The sequence below is a fragment of the Streptomyces sp. NPDC002884 genome (assembly GCF_040295245.1).
Lineage (GTDB): Bacteria > Actinomycetota > Actinomycetes > Streptomycetales > Streptomycetaceae > Streptomyces.
The window spans coordinates 242756-261764 of record NZ_JBEOVB010000011.1; the positions used below are offsets into that span (position 1 = coordinate 242756).

At 72.4% G+C, this 19009-nt stretch carries 12 protein-coding genes; 7 read left to right on the plus strand and 5 right to left on the minus strand.

The window, feature by feature from the left end; all coding sequences use genetic code 11:
- Window position 1: 1 nt before the first annotated feature.
- The 5 genes from ABT070_RS23590 (at window position 2) to ABT070_RS23610 (ending at window position 7502) form a co-directional block, all read left to right on the plus strand.
- Window positions 2–1762: an ABC transporter ATP-binding protein gene (locus tag ABT070_RS23590; protein WP_351763781.1), complete on the plus strand. Its 1761-nt coding sequence runs from the start codon at window positions 2–4 to the stop codon at window positions 1760–1762.
- A 406-nt stretch (window positions 1763–2168) separates the two neighbouring features.
- Window positions 2169–4223, plus strand: a complete 2055-nt coding sequence (locus tag ABT070_RS23595; RefSeq protein ID WP_451101328.1) for a M4 family metallopeptidase — start codon at window positions 2169–2171, stop codon at window positions 4221–4223.
- A gap of 319 nt (window positions 4224–4542) precedes the next feature.
- Window positions 4543–6207 (plus strand): M4 family metallopeptidase, encoded by a 1665-nt coding sequence (locus ABT070_RS23600; protein ID WP_351763739.1) that lies wholly within the window; start codon window positions 4543–4545, stop codon window positions 6205–6207.
- Window positions 6208–6279: 72 nt separating this feature from the next.
- Complete coding sequence (locus ABT070_RS23605) at window positions 6280–6798, plus strand: DUF1990 domain-containing protein (protein WP_351763741.1); 519 nt, start codon at window positions 6280–6282, stop codon at window positions 6796–6798.
- A gap of 272 nt (window positions 6799–7070) precedes the next feature.
- Window positions 7071–7502, plus strand: coding sequence for a hypothetical protein (locus tag ABT070_RS23610; protein ID WP_351763743.1), 432 nt, complete (start codon window positions 7071–7073; stop codon window positions 7500–7502).
- Between the two features lie 111 nt (window positions 7503–7613).
- Here ABT070_RS23610 and ABT070_RS23615 read toward each other — a convergent pair whose 3' ends face one another.
- The 5 genes from ABT070_RS23615 to ABT070_RS23635 all read right to left on the minus strand — a co-directional run bounded on the left by ABT070_RS23615 (window position 7614) and on the right by ABT070_RS23635 (window position 15938).
- Window positions 7614–8915 carry a vWA domain-containing protein gene (locus ABT070_RS23615; RefSeq protein WP_351763745.1) on the minus strand — a complete coding sequence of 434 codons (1302 nt, stop codon included), beginning with the start codon at window positions 8913–8915 and terminating at the stop codon, window positions 7614–7616.
- Window positions 8912–10198 (minus strand): AAA family ATPase, encoded by a 1287-nt coding sequence (locus ABT070_RS23620; protein ID WP_351763747.1) that lies wholly within the window; start codon window positions 10196–10198, stop codon window positions 8912–8914. The genes ABT070_RS23615 and ABT070_RS23620 overlap by 4 nt, the downstream gene beginning before the upstream one ends.
- A 107-nt stretch (window positions 10199–10305) precedes the next feature.
- On the minus strand, window positions 10306–11742 hold the full coding sequence (locus ABT070_RS23625; protein WP_351763749.1) for a hypothetical protein: 1437 nt from the start codon (window positions 11740–11742) through the stop codon (window positions 10306–10308).
- Window positions 11743–11941: 199 nt separating this feature from the next.
- Complete coding sequence (locus ABT070_RS23630) at window positions 11942–13078, minus strand: hypothetical protein (RefSeq protein ID WP_351763751.1); 1137 nt, start codon at window positions 13076–13078, stop codon at window positions 11942–11944.
- A gap of 235 nt (window positions 13079–13313) precedes the next feature.
- Window positions 13314–15938: a glycosyltransferase family 1 protein gene (locus tag ABT070_RS23635; RefSeq protein ID WP_351763753.1), complete on the minus strand. Its 2625-nt coding sequence runs from the start codon at window positions 15936–15938 to the stop codon at window positions 13314–13316.
- A 279-nt stretch (window positions 15939–16217) separates the two neighbouring features.
- On the opposite strand from ABT070_RS23635, the gene ABT070_RS23640 reads away from it, so the two are divergent.
- Both ABT070_RS23640 and ABT070_RS23645 read left to right on the plus strand, forming a co-directional pair.
- On the plus strand, window positions 16218–17429 hold the full coding sequence (locus ABT070_RS23640) for a S8 family peptidase (protein ID WP_351763754.1): 1212 nt from the start codon (window positions 16218–16220) through the stop codon (window positions 17427–17429).
- 180 nt (window positions 17430–17609) lie between these two features.
- Window positions 17610–19009 (plus strand): maltotransferase domain-containing protein (locus ABT070_RS23645; protein WP_351763756.1); only part of this gene is annotated, 1400 nt, incomplete at its 3' end.

Below are 19009 nucleotides of genomic sequence, written 5' to 3' on the forward strand. Positions count from 1 at the left end.
GATGGCCGACGAGGGCTCGGGACGGTTGCCGATCGCCGCGCCCCGTGACGTGCGCCGGGCGGCGGTCCGGCTGTTGCGGGCCGACCGGCGGGCCTTCGCCGGTGCTCTCGCCCTGAACGTGCTCGCCGCCGGGGCCGGTCTGGCCGGTCCGTGGCTGCTGGGGCGGATCATCGACGAGGTGCGGGCCGGACACGGCACGGGGGTCGTGGACCGGCTGGCGGCGGCCATCCTGGCCTGCGCCTTCGCGCAGTTGCTGCTGGCCCGCTGGGCCCGGTACGCGGGGCACCGCTTCGGTGAGCGGACGCTGGCGCGGGTGCGGGAGGAGTTCGTCGGGCGGGCGCTCGCGCTGCCCGCGTCGGTGGTGGAGCGGGCCGGCACCGGCGATCTGACCACGCGCGGCACCGCCGACGTGGCGGCCGTGGGCACGACGCTGCGGGACGCCGGGCCCGAGCTGCTGGTCTGCACGGTCCAGGCGCTGTTCACGCTCGGCGCGGTGTTCGTGATCGACCCGCTGCTCGGGGCGGTCGGAGTGCTGGGACTGACCCCGATCTGGTTCGCGCTGCGCTGGTATCTGCGGCGGGCGCGCGCGGCCTACCTCGCCGAGGGCGCGGCCACCTCCGAGGTCGCCGAGATCGTCGCCGCCACCGCGTCCGGGGCGCGCACGGTCGAGGCGTTCCGGCTCCAGGAGCGGCGGACGGCGGCGAGCCGGCAGGCGCTGGAGATCTTGCGGCGCACCCGCTTCCGGACCCTGTACCTGCGCTCCGTGTTCTTCCCGGTCATCGAGGTGTCGTACTCGCTGCCGGTGGCGGGCGTGCTGCTGCTCGGCGGTGCGCTGCACGCGCGGGGCGCGATGAGCCTGGGCGCGGTGGTGGCGGCCGCGCTGTATCTGCGGCAGTTCACCGAACCGCTCGACCAGATCCTGTTGCGCGTCGAGCAACTCCAGAGCAGCGGGGCCTCGTTCGCCCGGGTGGAGGGCCTGGCCGGGGCGCCGCGCACCGAGCCGGACGGCGTGGCGCCCACTCCGGTGGACGACCGGATCGACGTGACGGGCGTGCGGTACGCCTACGAGCGCGGCGGCGAGGTGCTGCGCGGGGTCGACCTGACGGTGCGGCCCGGGGAGCGGCTCGCGGTCGTCGGCCCGTCGGGCGCGGGCAAGACCACGCTGAGCAGGCTGCTCGCGGGGGTGGACGCGCCGAGCGCGGGCACGGTGACGGTGGGCGGGGTGCCGGTCGCGGAGCTGGCGCCCGAGACGCTGCGCCGGCAGGTCGTGCTGGTCACCCAGGAGCACCATGTCTTCCTCGGTACGGTGCGCGACAATCTGCTGATCGCCGAACCGGCGGCGAACGAGGCGCAGTTGTGGGCGGCGCTGACCGCGGTCGGCGCCGTCGACTGGGTGCGCGGGCTGTCCGGCGGTCTCGACGCCGTGCTCGGCGGGGACGGCACCCGTACGGACCCCTCGCAGGCCCAGCAACTCGCGCTGGCCCGGGTGGTGCTGGCCGATCCGCACACGCTGATCCTGGACGAGGCGACGGCGCTGCTGGATCCGGCGACCGCCCGGCACACCGAGCGCGCCCTGGCCGCCGTGCTCCGGGGCCGGACCGTCATCGCCATCGCCCACCGCCTGCACACCGCGCACGACGCGGACCGGGTCGCCGTCATGCAGGACGGCCGTCTCACCGAACTCGGCACACACGAGGCACTGGTGACCGCGGACGGCGCATACGCGGCCCTCTGGCGGACATGGCACGGAGAACGGACCTGAAGGGCACGGACCTGAAGGGGGAGCGGGACCGAGGGAAGGCGGGCCGAATCCTGCTCCGCCGTTCACCCCCGCCATGCCCCGCGAGCCGCTCGTCATGTCCCGCCGACCGTCGTCACGCCCCGCCGACCGTCGGCGTCTCCCGTCGGCATGTCCCGTCGGCCAATTGACCGCATATCGAACATGAACTACCGGACAACGAACCGTTTCCGGCCAACTTACTGACGCGCTCCTGACAGATAGCGCAATCCACTGCCACTCTTCCCACTGCTGGTTCACAGCAACCCCACAGCTAAGCCCGCTCCACGTTCCGCCTTTGTTCTGCGTACCGCCTTTGTCGTGCCCGCACGGCTCACCCGCCGTCGGGTCTCCCCTGGCCGCGTGACCCGTGGCCGCGCAGAAGGAGTCAGTGTTGAGCAGCAGTCCCTCTCGCAGACGCACCCCCCACAGCACCTCCCGTCGTGCCGCGGCCGTCGCCCTCGTCGGCGTCTCCGCGCTCATCGCCGCCGCCGTGCAGTCCGGCGCCGCGACCGCCGCCCCGGTGAAGGCACCGCAGGCGGCCGGCCAGGCCGCCCCGGGCGCCGAGTCGGTGCGCCTGACCCCCGCCCAGCGCGCCGCGCTGATACGCGAGGCGGATGCCGGCAAGGCCGCCGCCGCCAAGGAGCTGGGCCTCGGCGCCAAGGAGGCGCTCGTCGTCCGCGACGTCGTCAAGGACGCCGACGGCACCCTGCACACCCGCTACGAGCGCACCTACGGCGGTCTCCCGGTCCTCGGCGGCGACCTCGTCGTCGCCACCGCGAAGTCCGGCGCCACCGAGGGCGTCACCAAGGCCACCCGGGCCGCCATCAAGGTCGCCTCGCTGTCGCCCACCCTCAGCGCGGCCAAGGCGCAGAAGCAGGCGCTGAGCCTCGCCGCGGCCGCAGGCGCCGAGCAGGCGGACACGAACCGCGCCCCGCGCAAGGTGATCTGGGCGGCGAACGGCACACCGGTCCTGGCGTACGAGACGGTCGTCGGCGGCCTCCAGGAGGACGGCACCCCGAACGAGCTGCACGTCGTCACCGACGCCACCACCGGCGCGAAGCTGTACGAGTACCAGGGCATCGAGACCGGCACCGGCAACACGATGTACAGCGGCCAGGTGACCCTCGGCACCACGCAGTCGGGGTCGACGTACAACCTGACCGACGGGGCGCGCGGCAGCCACAAGACGTACAACCTCAACCGGGGCACCTCCGGCACCGGCACGCTCTTCTCGGGCTCCGACGACGTCTGGGGCACCGGCGCCGCGTCCAACCTGGAGACCGCGGGCGCCGACGCCCACTACGGCGCGGCCCTGACCTGGGACTACTACAAGAACGTGCACGGCCGCAGCGGCATCAGGGGCGACGGGGTCGGCGCGTACTCGCGCGTCCACTACGGCAACGCGTACGTCAACGCGTTCTGGTCCGACAGCTGCTTCTGCATGACGTACGGCGACGGCTCGGGCAACACCCACCCGCTGACGTCCATCGACGTGGCCGGGCACGAGATGACGCACGGCGTCACCTCCAACACCGCGGGCCTCAACTACAGCGGCGAGTCCGGCGGCCTCAACGAGGCGACCTCGGACATCTTCGGCACCTCGGTCGAGTTCTACGCGCAGAACGCCTCCGACGTCGGCGACTACCTCATCGGCGAGGAGATCGACATCAACGGCGACGGCTCGCCGCTGCGCTACATGGACAAGCCGAGCAAGGACGGCGCGTCGAAGGACAGCTGGTACTCGGGGATCGGATCGGTCGACGTCCACTACTCGTCCGGCCCGGCGAACCACTTCTTCTACCTCCTGTCGGAGGGCAGCGGCACCAAGACCATCAACGGTGTCACCTACAACTCGGCCACCGCGGACGGCCTGCCGGTCACCGGCATCGGCCGCGACAAGGCGGAGAAGATCTGGTTCCGCGCGCTGACCACGAAGTTCACCACGACCACCAACTACGCGGCGGCGCGCACCGGCACGCTGGCGGCGGCCGGTGAGCTCTACGGCACGACCTCCACCGAGTACAAGGCGGTGCAGGACGCGTGGGCCGGTGTCGCGGTCGGCGCCCGCTCCGACGGCGGGGGCGGCGGTGGCGGCACCTCCTTCGAGAACACCGCCGACGTATCGATTCCGGACAACGGGGCGGCGGTCACCTCCTCGGTCACCGTCTCCGGCCGGACCGGCAACGCGCCCTCGAACCTCGCGGTGGCGGTCAACGTCGTCCACACCTACATCGGTGACCTCCAGGTGCAGTTGCTCGCCCCCGACGGCACGGCCTACACGCTGAAGGCGTACGGCACCGGCGGGAGCACGGACAACATCAACACCACGTACACGGTGAACGCCTCGTCCGAGGTCGCCAACGGGGTCTGGAAGTTGCGGGTCCAGGACAACGCGGCGCAGGACACCGGCTACATCAACAGCTGGAAACTGACCTTCCCGTAGGTCACAGGCCCGGCAGGGGCCGCGCACAGCCCATCGAGAGGCAAGGCACAGGACGCCGTCCCGGAGTTTCGACTCCTCCGGGGCGGCGTCCTCTTTTTGCCAGTGCCTTACCTACGCCCTGTTGGCCTTTTACCGAGGTCAAGTCCGTTTACATTCCGGCAATGTTCATCCGGCAGTTGATTTTCAGCCAACATCACTTCGGGGTCCTGACATGTACGCGCCTTGATGCCAGTCTTCCTGTCACCCGCCGCACAACTTCACAACAGCCACGGACAGCCACCCCACGCCGCCCGGGCACCCCCACATCCAAGGAGCTTGTGTGACCTCCCTCTACGCGCGTCACAAGCGCACCACTCTGGCCATCGCCACCGCCGTCGCGGCCGGAGCCCTGGTCACCACCGGCCTCACCGCCGGCACCGCCGCCGCCCAGACCCCGGCGGACGCCACCAGCGCGACGCCCCTCGCCGTGCCCACCGCGCTGGCCCCGGCCGCCCGCACCGCCCTGATCCAGGACAAGCAGGCTGACGCGCCCGCGACCGCGCAGGAGATAGGCCTGGGCGTCCAGGAGAAGCTGGTCGTGCGCGACGTCGTCAAGGACGCGGACGGCACGGTCCACACGCGCTACGAGCGGACCTACGCGGGTCTGCCGGTCCTCGGCGGCGACCTGGTCGTCCACGAGTCGGCCGCGGGCGCGAACAAGGGCGTCACCAAGGCGACGAACACCACCATCAAGGTGGCCTCGCTCACCCCCGTCGTCACCGCCGCCAAGGCCGAGAAGCAGGCCCTGACCCTCGCCAAGGACGCCGGCTCCGCCAGCACCGAGGCCAGCGACGCGCCCCGCAAGGTGATCTGGGCCGGCAACGGCAGCAAGCCGGTTCTCGCCTACGAGACGGTCGTCGGCGGTCTCCAGGAGGACGGCACCCCGAACGAGCTGCACGTCATCACCGACGCGGCCACCGGCAAGAAGCTGTACGAGTACCAGGGCATCGAGACCGGCACCGGCAAGAGCCTCTACTCGGGCACGGTGACCCTCGGCACGACCCTCTCGGGCTCGACGTACAGCCTGACGGACAGCACGCGCGGCGGGCACAAGACGTACAACAAGGCGCACGCCACGACCTCCTCGGCGGGCACCCTGTTCACCGACGCGGACGACACCTGGGGCACCGGCGCCGCCTCCAGCTCGACCACGGACCAGACGGCCGCCGTCGACGCCGCGTACGGCGCGCAGGCGACGTGGGACTTCTACAAGTCGACGTTCGGCCGCAGCGGCATCAAGAACAACGGTGTCGCCGCGTACTCCCGCGTCCACTACGGCAACGCGTACGTCAACGCCTTCTGGGACGACAGCTGCTTCTGCATGACGTACGGCGACGGGTCGAGCAACACCCACCCGCTGACCTCGCTGGACGTGGCCGGGCACGAGATGACCCACGGCGTCACCTCGAACACGGCGGGCCTGAACTACTCGGGCGAGTCCGGCGGCCTCAACGAGGCGACCTCCGACATCTTCGGCACCGCCGTCGAGTTCTACGCGGCGAACACCTCCGACGTCGGCGACTACCTCATCGGCGAGAAGATCAACATCAACGGCGACGGCACCCCGCTGCGCTACATGGACCAGCCGAGCAAGGACGGCGGCTCGGCCAACTACTGGTCGTCCTCGCTGAAGAACCTGGACGTGCACTACTCGTCCGGCCCGGCGAACCACTTCTTCTTCCTGCTGAGCGAGGGCAGCGGCAGCCGGACCATCAACGGGGTGAGCTACAACTCCCCGACGTACAACAGCTCCACCCTTACCGGTATCGGACGCGCCAAGGCCGTCCAGATCTGGTACAAGGCGCTCACGACCTACATGACCTCGACGACCACCTACTCGGGCGCCCGCACGGCGACCCTGAGCGCGGCGTCGGCGCTGTACGGCTCGACCAGCACCGAGTACAAGGCGGTGGCGGCGGCCTGGACCGCCGTCAACGTCGCCTGACCCATCAGTAGTTGACGTGAGGCGGTACCCGGGACGAAGGCATCCCCGGGTACCGCCTTACTCTTGGCTCCCATGTCTTCGAAGGACTTCACGTACGACGACGTCGGCGCGACCCGCGACCGCCCCGGCCACTGCCCTCCCGGCTTCCACTCCCTGCACGTCCGCACCCGCCTCGGCGAGGGCCACGACGTCTTCCGCCGAGCCGCCGAAGCGGTCCTGACCTGGGAGATGCACCGCACCCTCGGCGTGGGTATGGACACGACCGCGGAGCGGGCGGCCCCCGACGTCGAGGTCACCGTCACCCTGGCCGGCCTCATAAAAGCCCCCTGCCGAGTGGTCTGGACGGTGGACGAACACCGGCGGGCCGGCTGGGCGTACGGCACCCTCCCCGGCCACCCCGAATGCGGCGAGGAGTCCTTCGTCGTCGACCGCACCGGAGACGGCACGGTCTGGCTGACGGTGTCCGCCTTCAGCCGCGGCGCGAAGTGGTACGCGAGGGCCGCGGGCCCCGCGACCCGAGGCCTGCAGCAGGCGTACGCACGCCGGTGCGGTGTGGTGCTGCGGGAGCTGAGCGAGGGCGACAAGTCGTAGCCGGTCGGGCCGGGCGGGCGACGGTCCCCGCCGGCGGCGGGGACGCGGAGGCGGCGACGCGGAGGCGGCGGATTCCGGCCCGCCCGGCACCCCTGCGCCGGCCGGCCCCCTAAGGCGTGGCAAGAGGCCTGGTCTCGACCGGGTCCCCCGGCTGCCATTCCTCGGAACTCCACTCCGGCGTGGGCGACGGACGGGCCGGCGCGGGCGGAGGGTTGGATCCCCGGTTGGGATTCTGCGCGACGGAACCCGACCCGCCCGACCCCCGCCCACTCGTGCCGGAACCACCCGACCCGCCGGAGCCGCCGCCCACACCCGCCGACGAGTTCCTCGTCGCCCGCGGAGCCGAGGTCTTCGAGCGTGACGGCGTGGCCGACGCGGCCGCCGAGCGACTCGGAGCGGGGCTCGGCGAGACGGCACCACTCGACGAACTCACCGACGTGCTCACCGACGCGGACACCGTGCTCCCGGGCGAACGCTTCCCGTCCGCAGGCTCGTCGGCACTGGTTCCCCCGGCGGCCGAGCACCCCACCACGCACAGACCGGCCAGCACCACGACAGCCCTCAGGACAGCCGGCCCACGAGGGCGGAGTCTCGACATCTCGGGTCTCTCTTCGCTCACTTGCTTCATTCCACTCATTCGCTGTTCCGACGTGCCGAACGTGCGGAATCCCCCGCCCAAACGATCACGAGTGGCCAAGTCCTAAAGGATCTCCCAGCCGAAGCACAAGATGTTCACATGGTCCCCCCGCTCGAAGTGAACGCGATCACACGACATTCGCCACAGAACGCCCTGACCCTGCCGCCCGGTCACCCGGTCACCCGATCTCCACCACCCGGGCCCAGGCGGGCGGCGACTTCGGCACGTAGTCCGGGTCTTCCTCGTCGTACGACGCCGACCCGCGGGGGAAGAGGCCCACCACCGTCCGGCACGGCGGGCGACTGCTCGGCCAGGGGGTCTGGCCGTCGGTCAGGGCGACGATGACATCGGGACGGGGCCGCGAGCGGAGCGCCTTGGTGAAGCCCGCGCGCAGATCCGTACCGCCCCCGCCCAGCAGGGGGATCCCCTCGCCCCGGCACAGCGGGTGCACGATGCGGGCCGCCGCGTCGCACGGCACCACGGTGACCAGGTCGCGCCGGCCGCCCACGGCCCGGGAGATCGCGGCGACCTCGAGGATCGCGCTCCCCAGCTCGGCGTCGCTGACCGATCCGGAGGTGTCGATGACCACGCTCACATGCGGCGGTCTGCGTCGCAGGCTCGGCAGCACCGCGCCCGGGACGCCGGCCGAGCGGCGGGACGGACGGCCGTAGGAGTAGTCCTCGCCCGCGCCCGGGGCCGAGGCCGCCGAGCGGACCGCCGCACCCAGCAACTCCCGCCACGGCTGCGGCGGATGGAAGGCCTCCTCCGCCCACCGCCGCCACCCCGCCGGGGCGGTCCCCCGGCGCCCGGCGATGCCCTGTGCCACGCGGAAGCGGACGGCGTCCCGTTCCTGTTCGCTCAGGCCGTGCGCGCCGTCCGGGCCGAGGTCCCACTCCCGCTCCCGTCCGTCGGCGCCGCTGCCGCAGTCCAGCCAGGCCAGGTTCTGGGTGTGCGGTCCGAGCCGGAACTTGCGCAGGTAGTCCTCCATCAGCTCGCCCGTCCGCAGCCCGAGCGAACCCGGGGTGACCGCGCCCTCGGGCTGGACCAGCCCGTCCCCGAACACGTCGTCGTTGATCTCGCAGTCGGCGGCGATGTTCATCCGCAGCCGCTCCCCCGCACCGGTCAGCCCCTGCTCCCGGGCGACCCGTTCACTGCGCCCGTGGTGGTCGCGCAGCAGGTGCGAGACCTCGTGCACCCACACCCCGGCCAGCTCCTCCACCGGCATACGGTCGACGAACGCCGGTGAGACGTAGCACCGCCAGTGCCGGTCCACGGCCATCGTCGGCACCCATCGCGACTCCACGGGGTGCAGCGCGAACAGGGCCGTCGCCAGGTAGGGCCGGGCCCGGGCGGCCTGCAGCCGGGCGGCGAAGAGCTTGTCGAAGTCCAGGGGCCTCGGCTCCACCCTGCCCGGGAGCGGCTCCACCCTGCCCTGGGGCCTGCCGGTGACACCGGTGTTCCGCGGCTCGTCGGGGCTCATCGGCCCGCCTTCGCGGTGTCCGCGGTCCGTACCGCCGCACGGCCCGCCGCCCGGTCCGCCCGCCGGGACAGGGTGACCACTCCGGCCAGCTTCTCGATCGACGCCGGTACGTCCCAGTCCTCCCGGCGCAGCGAGGCGAGCGTCGTCGCGGGGACGACCACCAGATCCGGGGCGCCGGTCTCCAACGCCCGTACGAGGAGCGCCCAGGCCGCGTCCCAGCGGGACCGGTCGGCACGGGTGCGGACCGCCGCCACCACACCGTCCAGCACGGCCTGGCGCAGATCGCCCCGCTCGGGCAGGTCGGCGCCCGCCGGGTCGGCGAGCAGCGTCTCGGGATCGGGGAGGTCCATCCGGTCCAGGCTCGCCAGCAGTTCCAGTCCCGGACCGTCACCGACCGTGCCCCTGACCAGCAGGGAGAGTACGTCGCGGGAGGAGCCGGCCGCCGTCGCGAAGGCGATCAGACTCAGCGTCATGTCCCAGCTGCGCGGCGACGGCCAGGCGCCGCCCCGGCGCGCTTCGCTGCTGGGCAGCTGATGCACGAGCTTGGGCCGGGCGGTGAGCAGTCCGCACACCGCGCGCCGCGCGAAGTCCACGGCCTCCGGCAGCTTCGCCGGGTCGAGCCGGGGCAGGGTCGCCCGCGGCCAGGTGCCGCCGAGTCCGCGGACGACGACCTCGTGGTCGTGGGTCCACTGGAGGTGGACGAACCGGTTGGCCAGCGGCGGGCTCAGTTCCCAGCCGTCGGCGGCCGAGCCCCGCGGGTTGGCGGCGGCCACGATGCGTACGCCGGGCGGCAGCGTCAGCGCTCCGATCCGGCGCTCCAGGACGAGGCGGAGCAGGGCGGCCTGCACGGCGGGCGGCGCGGTGGACAGCTCGTCGAGGAACAGCAGTCCGCGGCCGGCCCGCACCAGGCGCACCGCCCAGTCCGGCGGTGCCATCGGGACGCCCTGTTCCGCCGGATCGTCCCCGACGACGGGCAGCCCGGAGAAGTCGGACGGCTCGTGCACGCTGGCGATCACCGTGGTCAGCGGCAGGTCCAGCGCCTCCGCGAGCTGGGTCAGCGCGGCGGTCTTGCCGATCCCCGGCTCACCCCACAGCAGCACGGGGAGGTCGGCGGCCACGGCCAGCGTCAGGGCCTCCAGCTGGCTGTCGGGGCGCGGTTCGGTGGTGGAGTCGCGCAGCAGCGCCAACAGCTCACCCGCCACGTCGAGTCGGGACGCGGAAGACGGGACGGAAGACGCCGGGACAGAAGGCGCCGGAGGGACGGAAAGGGTACGCGTGGGCATGGGTGTGGGCATGGGTGTGGGCATGAGTGATCACCTTGGGGGTTCGTAGGAAGTGCGAGGGAAGTGCGAGGGAGGTTCGAGGAAGGTACGCAGGACGAGAAGAGGGGTCAGCGAAGGGCGCCGTGGCGTGGGTGTGCGCGCAGCCGGCCGGTTCGGCGGCGATCCTGGCCGGGCCCGGGACCGACCAGGCCGGCCCTGAACAGCCCGTAGGTGATCCGCCGTTGCGCGGCCGCCTCGAGTTCGTCCCGCAGGGCGCCGTCGCGCAGGACCGCCTCGGGGCCGAGCAGCCCCTCCACGACGGCCAGCGCACCGGCGACATCACCGTGGACCAGGCGTTCGCGCACGCCGAAGAGACAGTCCGGGCGCCGGTGTGCCCGGTCGATCGCCTGGAGGCAGGGCAGCGGAGTGCCGGTCAGCGCGGCCAGCAGCTCCTCGCGCCGGATCTCGGCCGGGTCGTGGTCCAGCGCAGCGAGTACCCCGTCGACCAGGCCGATCCGGTGCGTGGCGCCCCGGCACTCCACGAGCCGGGCCCGTCCCGCCCGGTCGGGCACCCGCCCCGGACCGGGCTCCGCGCACTCCGGTGCGAGGTGCTCCGGCACGACGGACTCCGCCACGACGGGCTCCGGTACGAGTGCCGAGGCGACCAGCGGATGCAGGCGTCCGGCCTCGATCGCCCCCGTACGGAGCAACTCCAGGTCGGGCAGCACCCAGGTCGCCGCTTCGGGCAGCACGGGCAGCGCGGAGACACAGCCTGTCGCAGCGCGCAGAACGGGCCGCGCGTCCGGGCCGCCGGCCGGATCCAGGACCAGCCGCCGCCCGGACCCGAAGCGCACCAGGACGTTCCCGGTGGTCCGCCCCTCCGCCCGCAGCACGATCCTCGCCTCGGCCGCCCACCGGTCCACGGCGCAGCCGGGTCCCGGCAGTTCCGCAGCGGGCCCGAGCGGATCCGGCGGGGGCGGATCGTCCCCCGGCGGCCGATCGGCTCCGCACCGGACCCGCAGCTCATCCGTTCTGCGGGCGTCCCACAGATGTCGGTGCAGGTCGAGACGGAACCGCCGGTCGGGGCGCGGATGCGGATGACGGCGGTCGCCCGCCGCCGATCCGGCCGCGTCCCACAGCGCGAGGCTGATCCGCTGCCCGGAGTCCGCCCAGGCGGGCGGAGTCCGCACCACAAGGTGCACGGGCCACCGGGTGTCGTCCCGCCCGGCGGCGCCGACGCCGGCCTCGTACCGGGCGAGGGAGACGGTCACCCCCGGCCGGAGCAACCCGTCGGGAGCGACCCTCGGCAGATGCCAGCGCAGCAGGTCAGGGGCCAGGTGACGGAGATCGTCCCGAAGCCGGGACACGAAGGCACGACCGTGGACGCGTGCCACGGTACGAAGGTCGAGATCGACGTCGATACCTGCGGCGGCACAGGCCCCGGCCCAGTCCCCTACGTGGCGGCGGGCGGTCGCAGTCTCGATCATGGAGGCCGGCACGGCGAACTCGCGCACGCGCAGCCAGAAGGAAAGCCGGGAATCCTCGTTCGCGGTTTGGGTGAGCATCAGCACTCACCTTGCGCGGACGGGTCCCCCGATCTGACACCAGAAGGAGTAGTCATCGCGGGGAGCATAGCCCCCGCCCCGCGATCTGCCCACCGAATTTTCCCCCGGCCCCGCCGGCCCTCACCCACCGACCTCGGACCCCGGCCGACTTCCCGACCCCGCCGCCACCATCACCGGGCGCCGTCCCCGTCGATCGGGTTCAGGTGCGGGACACCACGCCGCAGCCCGCTTCGCGCTTCTCGTCGAGGCTCTGGCTGCGGTCGTACGGGTCCGAGGTCGGTCCGGTGGCCGGCGCGCCCGTCGGCTCGGTCGTCGAGAACTCGGGGTGCAGATAGCCGTCGTAGACGTCGCAGGCGGAGTTGCCGATCTCCTCGTCGTACTTCGTGACGGAGATCTTCCCCGGGGTGACGATGTACTCGGCGGCGTCGTAGAGCTCGACGTCGAGTACGCGGCGGATGATGGTGCGTTCCACCTCGGTGGTGGCGTCCTTGCCGATGCGCATGACCGGGTAGACGAAGGTGTAGTCGGCGTGCACGACGACGGAGGAACGTTTGCTCGCCTTGAACGTCATCCGTCCCCGGGTCTTGACCACGTCGCCGGCCAGGCGCAGTTCGGCGGGGTCGAAGCGGCTGAACATCGACAGCGGGTCGTGGTCCTTGTCCGGCTTGCTCAGCGCGGTGTTCAGCAGCTCGATCAGGTCCGTCTGCTGAGGGTCGATCACCGCGAGCGCGGTCTCCGGACGTCCGCCGCGCAGGGTGGCCGGGTCGAGGTTGGCGTCGATCAGGAGCTTCCCGGTCTGCTCGAGCGCCCGCTCCACCTGTGCCTTGGAGAACGATCCGACCGGGGTCGCCTTCGGCAGGACGATGCCGGCCTCGCCGTCGGCCCACCGCGCGGCCGGCGAGCCCGCGAACGGCCGTGCGAGGGTGGGCCGTTCGGGATCCACCGAGTCGGGTGCCGCGCTCGGGGCCGCGGTCTCGGCCGGCAGCGGCGGCGCGGAGACGGCGGCCTGCGGATCAGAGGCGCTGAAGAGATTCCCGGGCAGCAGCGACGGCCGCATCGCCACGAGGGCCAGAGCGGCCACGACGGGCAGACCGAGGAAGGCCCACCGCCGCCGTCTTCTGCGGGACGCCCGCTCCTCCATCTCCTGCAGGGAAGCAGTGGTACGCCACCCCCCGGGCTTCTCCCCGCGCGACTCCTGCTCCCGCAGCCGCCTGGTGACCGACCGAGCCCGCGCGGACGGCTCCTTCGGCGCGGAGGCGGGAATCCCGCGTTCGCTCTCCTGGACGAACTTCGCCCATTCCGCGTCGGATATGGAGCCACCGGACCCGGGAGGCACCCCGTCCTTGTCCCCATCCCCCTGTTGCGAACCGGATCTGTGCTCTTCGGACGGTCTCTCGGCCACGCGCTCGTCGGCCTTTCTCTCAGTCGATCAACGAGCGGCAAAGCCTATGCCAGCGCTGATCGGACAGGGTGACGATGCGATCTCGACAGGTCGGGTGCGTTCAACACGGCGCAGGCGCCGACGCCATCGCGTCGGCGCCCGAAGTGCGCGTCGTGCCTCTGCCGCACGGCTACCGCAACACCACCCCCGCTCCCTCCACCGCCTCCTCCGTCGGCACCTCCACCAGGCCCAGTTCCGCGCCGGAGGCCAGGAGGCGGTGGGACGGCAGGATGCGGACCGTGTAGCCGTAGGGGCCCGTGCGGTCGAGGGCGAGAGGGCCCTCGTAGAGCCAGCGGCCCTCCAGGTCCGGGCCGCCGGACGGTTTCAGCGGGACCGTCGTCGCGTCCGTGATGCGGTCCTGCTCGTCGACGCGGCCCGAGACGGCCTGCACCTCGACGTCGTCGGGGGTGAGGTCGCCGAGGCCGACGCGGACCCGCAGTGCGAGGGTCGTGCCGAGTTCGGCGGTGGTGGTGGCCACCGCCGTCTCGACATGGTCCACCTGCACCGCGTGCCAGGACGAGCGCACCCGCTGTTTCCAGCGGGCGAGTTCGCGCGCGGTGTCGGTGCCCATCGCCCGGTGCGCGTGGGCGGCGGGCGTGTAGAGCCGTTCGACGTACTCGCGGACCATGCGTCCCGCCAGCACCTTCGGGCCGAGCAGCGTGAGGGTCTGGCGGACCATCTCGATCCAGCGGTCGGGCAGGCCCGCCTGGCCGCGTTCGTAGAAGCGGGGGGTGATGCGCTGTTCGAGCAGGTCGTAGAGGGCCGCCGCCTCGATGTCGTCGCGGTGGTCGGGATCGGTGCCGACGCCGTCGGCGGTGGGGATCGCCCAGCCGAAGTCGGGCTGGAACCACTCGTCCCACCAGCCGTCCAGCACGGAGAGGTTGAGACAGCCGTTGAGCGCCGCCTTCATACCGGACGTGCCGCAGGCCTCCAGGGGCCGCAGTGGGTTGTTGAGCCAGATGTCGCATCCCGGGTACAGCTTCTGCGCCATCGCCATGCCGTAGTCGGGCAGGAACACGAGGCGGTGCCGCACGCGCGGGTCGTCGGCGAACCGGACCAGTTCCTGGACCAGCCGTTTACCGCCGTCGTCCGCCGGGTGCGCCTTGCCCGCGACGACGATCTGGATCGGCCGCTCCGCGTGCAGCAGCAGGTCCATCAGCCGGTCGCGGTCCCTCAGCATCAGCGTCAGGCGCTTGTACGAGGGGACCCGGCGCGCGAAGCCGATGGTGAGGACGTCCGGGTCCAGGACGCCGTCGATCCAGCCCAACTCGGCTGTTCCCGCTCCCCGTTGACGCCAGGAGGCCCGCAGCCGCTGCCGCACCTCCACCACCAGTTGCTCGCGCAGCTCGCGGCGCAGCTCCCAGATGTCCTGGTCGGGGATGTCGGCGACGGCGTCCCAGCGGTCGGAGCCGCCGACGCTCAGCGCGTCCTCGGCCCGCCCGGGGCCGAACTGGCGGGCGCCGAGGCGCAGGACCTCCGGGGCCACCCAGGTCGGCGCGTGCACACCGTTGGTGACGGAGGTGATCGGCACCTCGTCCGGGTCGAAGCCGGGCCACAGGCCGGAGAACATCTCCCTGCTCACCTGGCCGTGCAGCAGTGACACACCGTTGGCGCGCTGCGCCAGCCGCAGGCCCATCACGGCCATGTTGAAGAGGTTCGGCTCGCCGCCCGGGTAGGTCTCCATGCCCAGCCGCAGGATGCGGTCGACGTCCATGCGCGGGAGCTCGGCCTGCGGGCCGAAGTGGCGGGCGACCAGTTCACGGTCGAAGCGGTCGATGCCGGCCGGGACGGGGGTGTGGGTGGTGAAGACCGTGCCGGCCCGGACGGCTTCGAGGGCGGAGTCGAAGTCCAGTCCCGCGTCGCCGAGTTCGGCGATCCGCTCCAGGCCGAGGAAGCCCGCGTGGCCCTCGTTGGTGTGGAAGACCTCGGGCGGGGCGTGGCCGGTCAGCCGACAGTACGTGCGTACCGCCCGGACACCTCCTATGCCCAGCAGCATCTCCTGGAGCAGCCGGTGCTCGCTGCCACCGCCGTAGAGCCGGTCGGTCACCCCTTGTTCGCCGAGGTCGTTCTCCTCGACGTCCGAGTCGAGCATGAGGAGCGGGACCCGGCCGACCTGGGCCAGCCAGACCCGGGCGTGCAGCTGTTTGCCGGCGGGGAGGGCGAGGGAGATCTGCGCGGGGGTGCCGTCGTCCTCCTTCAGAAGGGTCACCGGCAGTTCGTTGGGGTCGAGGACCGGATAGTGCTCCTGCTGCCAGCCGTCCCGGGAGAGCGACTGCCGGAAGTAGCCGTGCCGGTAGAGCAGCCCCACGCCGATCAGCGGGACGCCCAGGTCGCTGGCCGCCTTCAGATGGTCGCCGGCCAGGATGCCGAGACCGCCGGAGTACTGGGGCAGCGCGGCCGTGACGCCGAACTCGGGTGAGAAGTAGGCGACGGCGGCGGGCAGCCCCGCGGTGCGCGGCTGCGCCTGGTACCAGCGGTCGCCGGTCACGTAGTCGTGCAGGTCGTCGGCGGCGGCACTCAGCCTGCGCAGGAAACGGCGGTCCCCGGCGAGCTCGGTCAGGCGTGCCGGACGCACGCCGCCGAGGAGTCTGACCGGATCGCCGTCCGAGACGGCCCAGCGCTCGGGGTCGACGGACTGGAAGAGGTCGCGGGTCTCCGCGTGCCAGGACCAGCGCAGGTTGCGGGCCAGCTCGCTGAGTGGCCGGAGGGGGTCGGGGAGGAGGGGTCGGACGGTGAATCGACGGATCGCCTTCACATTCCACCTCGGCGTGCGTGAGGAAGAGACGCACGGCGGTGTGCGTCCACGTCGTCTAAGAAGGTACCGGCGCCGACGCGGGCCCCGCTGAGGGCTGGCCGCCCGCGGACCCTCGCTTTTCGGCCCGATCCGCGACAACGGGCCGAAACCCTGATTCGCCCCGGTAGGCCACCTTGTGGCCGTTCGCCCCGCACGAGAGGCTGCCCAGTGGCGTACCCGGCGAAGTCGGATAAGTCGGCGGAGCCGTCGTGCGCCGAGTCGAGGAGGGGAACTCGAACCATGGCACGGACGCGAACGCGGCGTCTGCGCCGGGTGGGGGGTCTGACCGCGGTCGTCACGGCCGTGGTCCTTTCGGCCGTCACCCTGCCCGCGCACGCCGCACCGGAGGGGAAGATACTCGGCGCCGGTCTGCCCGGTTCCGTCGGCGGAAGCTATCTGGTGACACTGAAAGGGGACACCGACGCGTCGTCGAAGGCCGGCCGGAGTCTCGTCGGTTCGTACGGGGCGACCATCGGCCGGACCTACGGGACGGTCCTCAACGGGTTCGCCGTCGCGGCCGACGAGAGACAGGCCCGGCGCCTCGCGGCCGATCCGCGGGTGGCCTCGGTGGTCCAGGACACCCGGGTGACCCTGGAGGCGGCCGGGGTCGCGAAGAATCCGCCGTCCTGGGGGCTGGACCGCGTCGACCAGCCGGGCCGGCCGCTGGACAACAGCTACAACTGGCCGAAGTCCGCGGGCGCCGGGGTCACGGTGTACGTGATCGACACCGGCGTCCGGATCACGCACGCCGACTTCGCCGGCCGGGCGGGCTACGGCTGGGACGTCGTCGGAGGCGACCGTGTCGCCGCCGACGGCAACGGCCACGGCACGCATGTCGCCGGCACCGTCGCGGGCACCCGGTTCGGCGTCGCCAAGAAGGCCAGGGTGGTCGCGGTACGGGTGCTCGACAACGCCGGCACGGGCACCACCGCGCAGGCCATCGCGGGCATCGACTGGGTCACCCGGCACGCGCACAAGCCGGCGGTCGCCAATCTCAGCCTGGGCGGCGGCTACAACGCGGCGCTGGACGCGGCAGTCCGCGGCTCCATCCGGTCCGGCGTCACCTACACCGTCGCCGCGGGCAACGTGGGACAGCCGGCCGCCCTGCACTCCCCCGCCGACGTGCGGGAGGCCGTCACGGTCGGCGCGACCGACCGGGGGGACGCCAGGGCGGGCTTCAGCAACTACGGTTCGGCCCTCGACCTGTTCGCGCCGGGCGTGTCGATCACCTCCGCTTCGTACACGAGCGACACCGGCCGGGTGACGTACTCCGGTACGTCGATGGCGGCGCCGCACGCGGCGGGCGCGGCCGCGCTCCACCTCGCCGACCACCCGAAAGCCACGCCCGCCCAGGTCGCGCGGGCGCTGGTCACGGGGGCGGTGAACGGCAAGGTCTCCGGTCGGGGGACCGGTTCGCCGAACAAACTCCTCCAGGTCCCACCGTTCACCTGACGGGGCTCCCAGGCCGGCTCCGTTCCCCTCGAACGGGGCCGGTCTTGTGCGTTGACAAAGGCACGAGTAGTTAACAACGTGCCGGATTGCTCACCCGAATAGGGTGGAAGGCTCCCCCGCAGGACCCCCTCCCCACCACATCCATCCGCCTACCCCCCGTTGATGCGGACAGGAGCGGTCATGCCAGCAAGGCACCACCCGTCATCACCCCCGACGCCTCGCCCCAAGAACGACAAGAGCAGCAAGAACGGCAAGAGCACCGACAGGGCCGAGAAGGCCCCGCCCGTCCCGGTGCTCACGCCCGCACCCGGTCCGCCGGCCCCGGAGCGATCCTCCTCGGGCGACGGCGTCACCACCGTCGGGCGCATACCCGTCCTGGACGTCCGCCCGCTCGTCCAGCAGGGACGCCGGCCCGCCAAGGCGGTCACGGGTGAGACGTTCGAGGTCTCGGCGACCGTGTTCCGGGAAGGGCACGACGCCGTCGCGGCCAACGTCGTCCTGCGGAATCCGGACGGCGACCCGGGCCCCTGGACGCCGATGCGCGAACTCGCCCCGGGCACCGACCGCTGGGGCGCGGACGTCACGCCGGACGCGACGGGCCGCTGGACGTACACCGTGGAGGCCTGGAGCGATCCGGTCGCCACCTGGCGCCACCACGCCCGCATCAAGATCCCCGCGGGGATGGACACCGAGCTGGTCCTCGAAGAGGGCGCGCGGCTCTACGAGCGGGCGGCCGCCGGAGTGCCGGAGGGGTCCGACCGCACCGCGGTGCTGACGGCGGCCGAGGCGCTGCGCGACGACACCCGCCCGCCCGTCTCCCGGCTGGCGGCGGCGTTGACGCCGCAGGTCGACGCCGTGCTCGGCCGGTATCCGCTGCGCGAGCTGGTCACCGCCTCCGAGCCGCTGCCGCTGCTGGTCGAGCGCGAACGCGCCCTGTACGGCGCCTGGTACGAGTTCTTCCCCCGCTCCGAGGGGACCCCCGAGCGCCCGCACGGCACGTTCCGCACCGCCGCGCGCAGGCTCCCCGCCATCGCCGCGATGGGGTTCGACGTCGTCTACCTGCCGCCCGTCCACCCCATCGGCACGACCTTCCGCAAGGGCCGCAACAACACCCTCGACCCCGGCCCGGACGATGTCGGCGTGCCCTGGGCGATCGGCTCGCCGGAGGGCGGCCACGACGCCGTCCACCCGGACCTCGGGACCATCGAGGACTTCGCCTGGTTCGTGGAGCGGACGGGCGAGCTCGGTCTGGAGATCGCCCTCGACTTCGCCCTGCAGTGCTCCCCCGACCACCCCTGGGTGCAGAAACACCCCGAGTGGTTCCACCACCGGCCCGACGGGACCATCGCCTACGCCGAGAACCCGCCGAAGAAGTACCAGGACATCTACCCGATCGCCTTCGACGCCGACCTGGACGGTCTCGTCGCCGAGACGGTGCGGGTCCTGCGGCACTGGATGTCGTACGGGGTGCGGATCTTCCGGGTCGACAACCCGCACACCAAGCCGGTCGTGTTCTGGGAGCGGGTCATCGCGGACATCAACCGCGCCGACCCCGACGTGATCTTCCTCGCCGAGGCCTT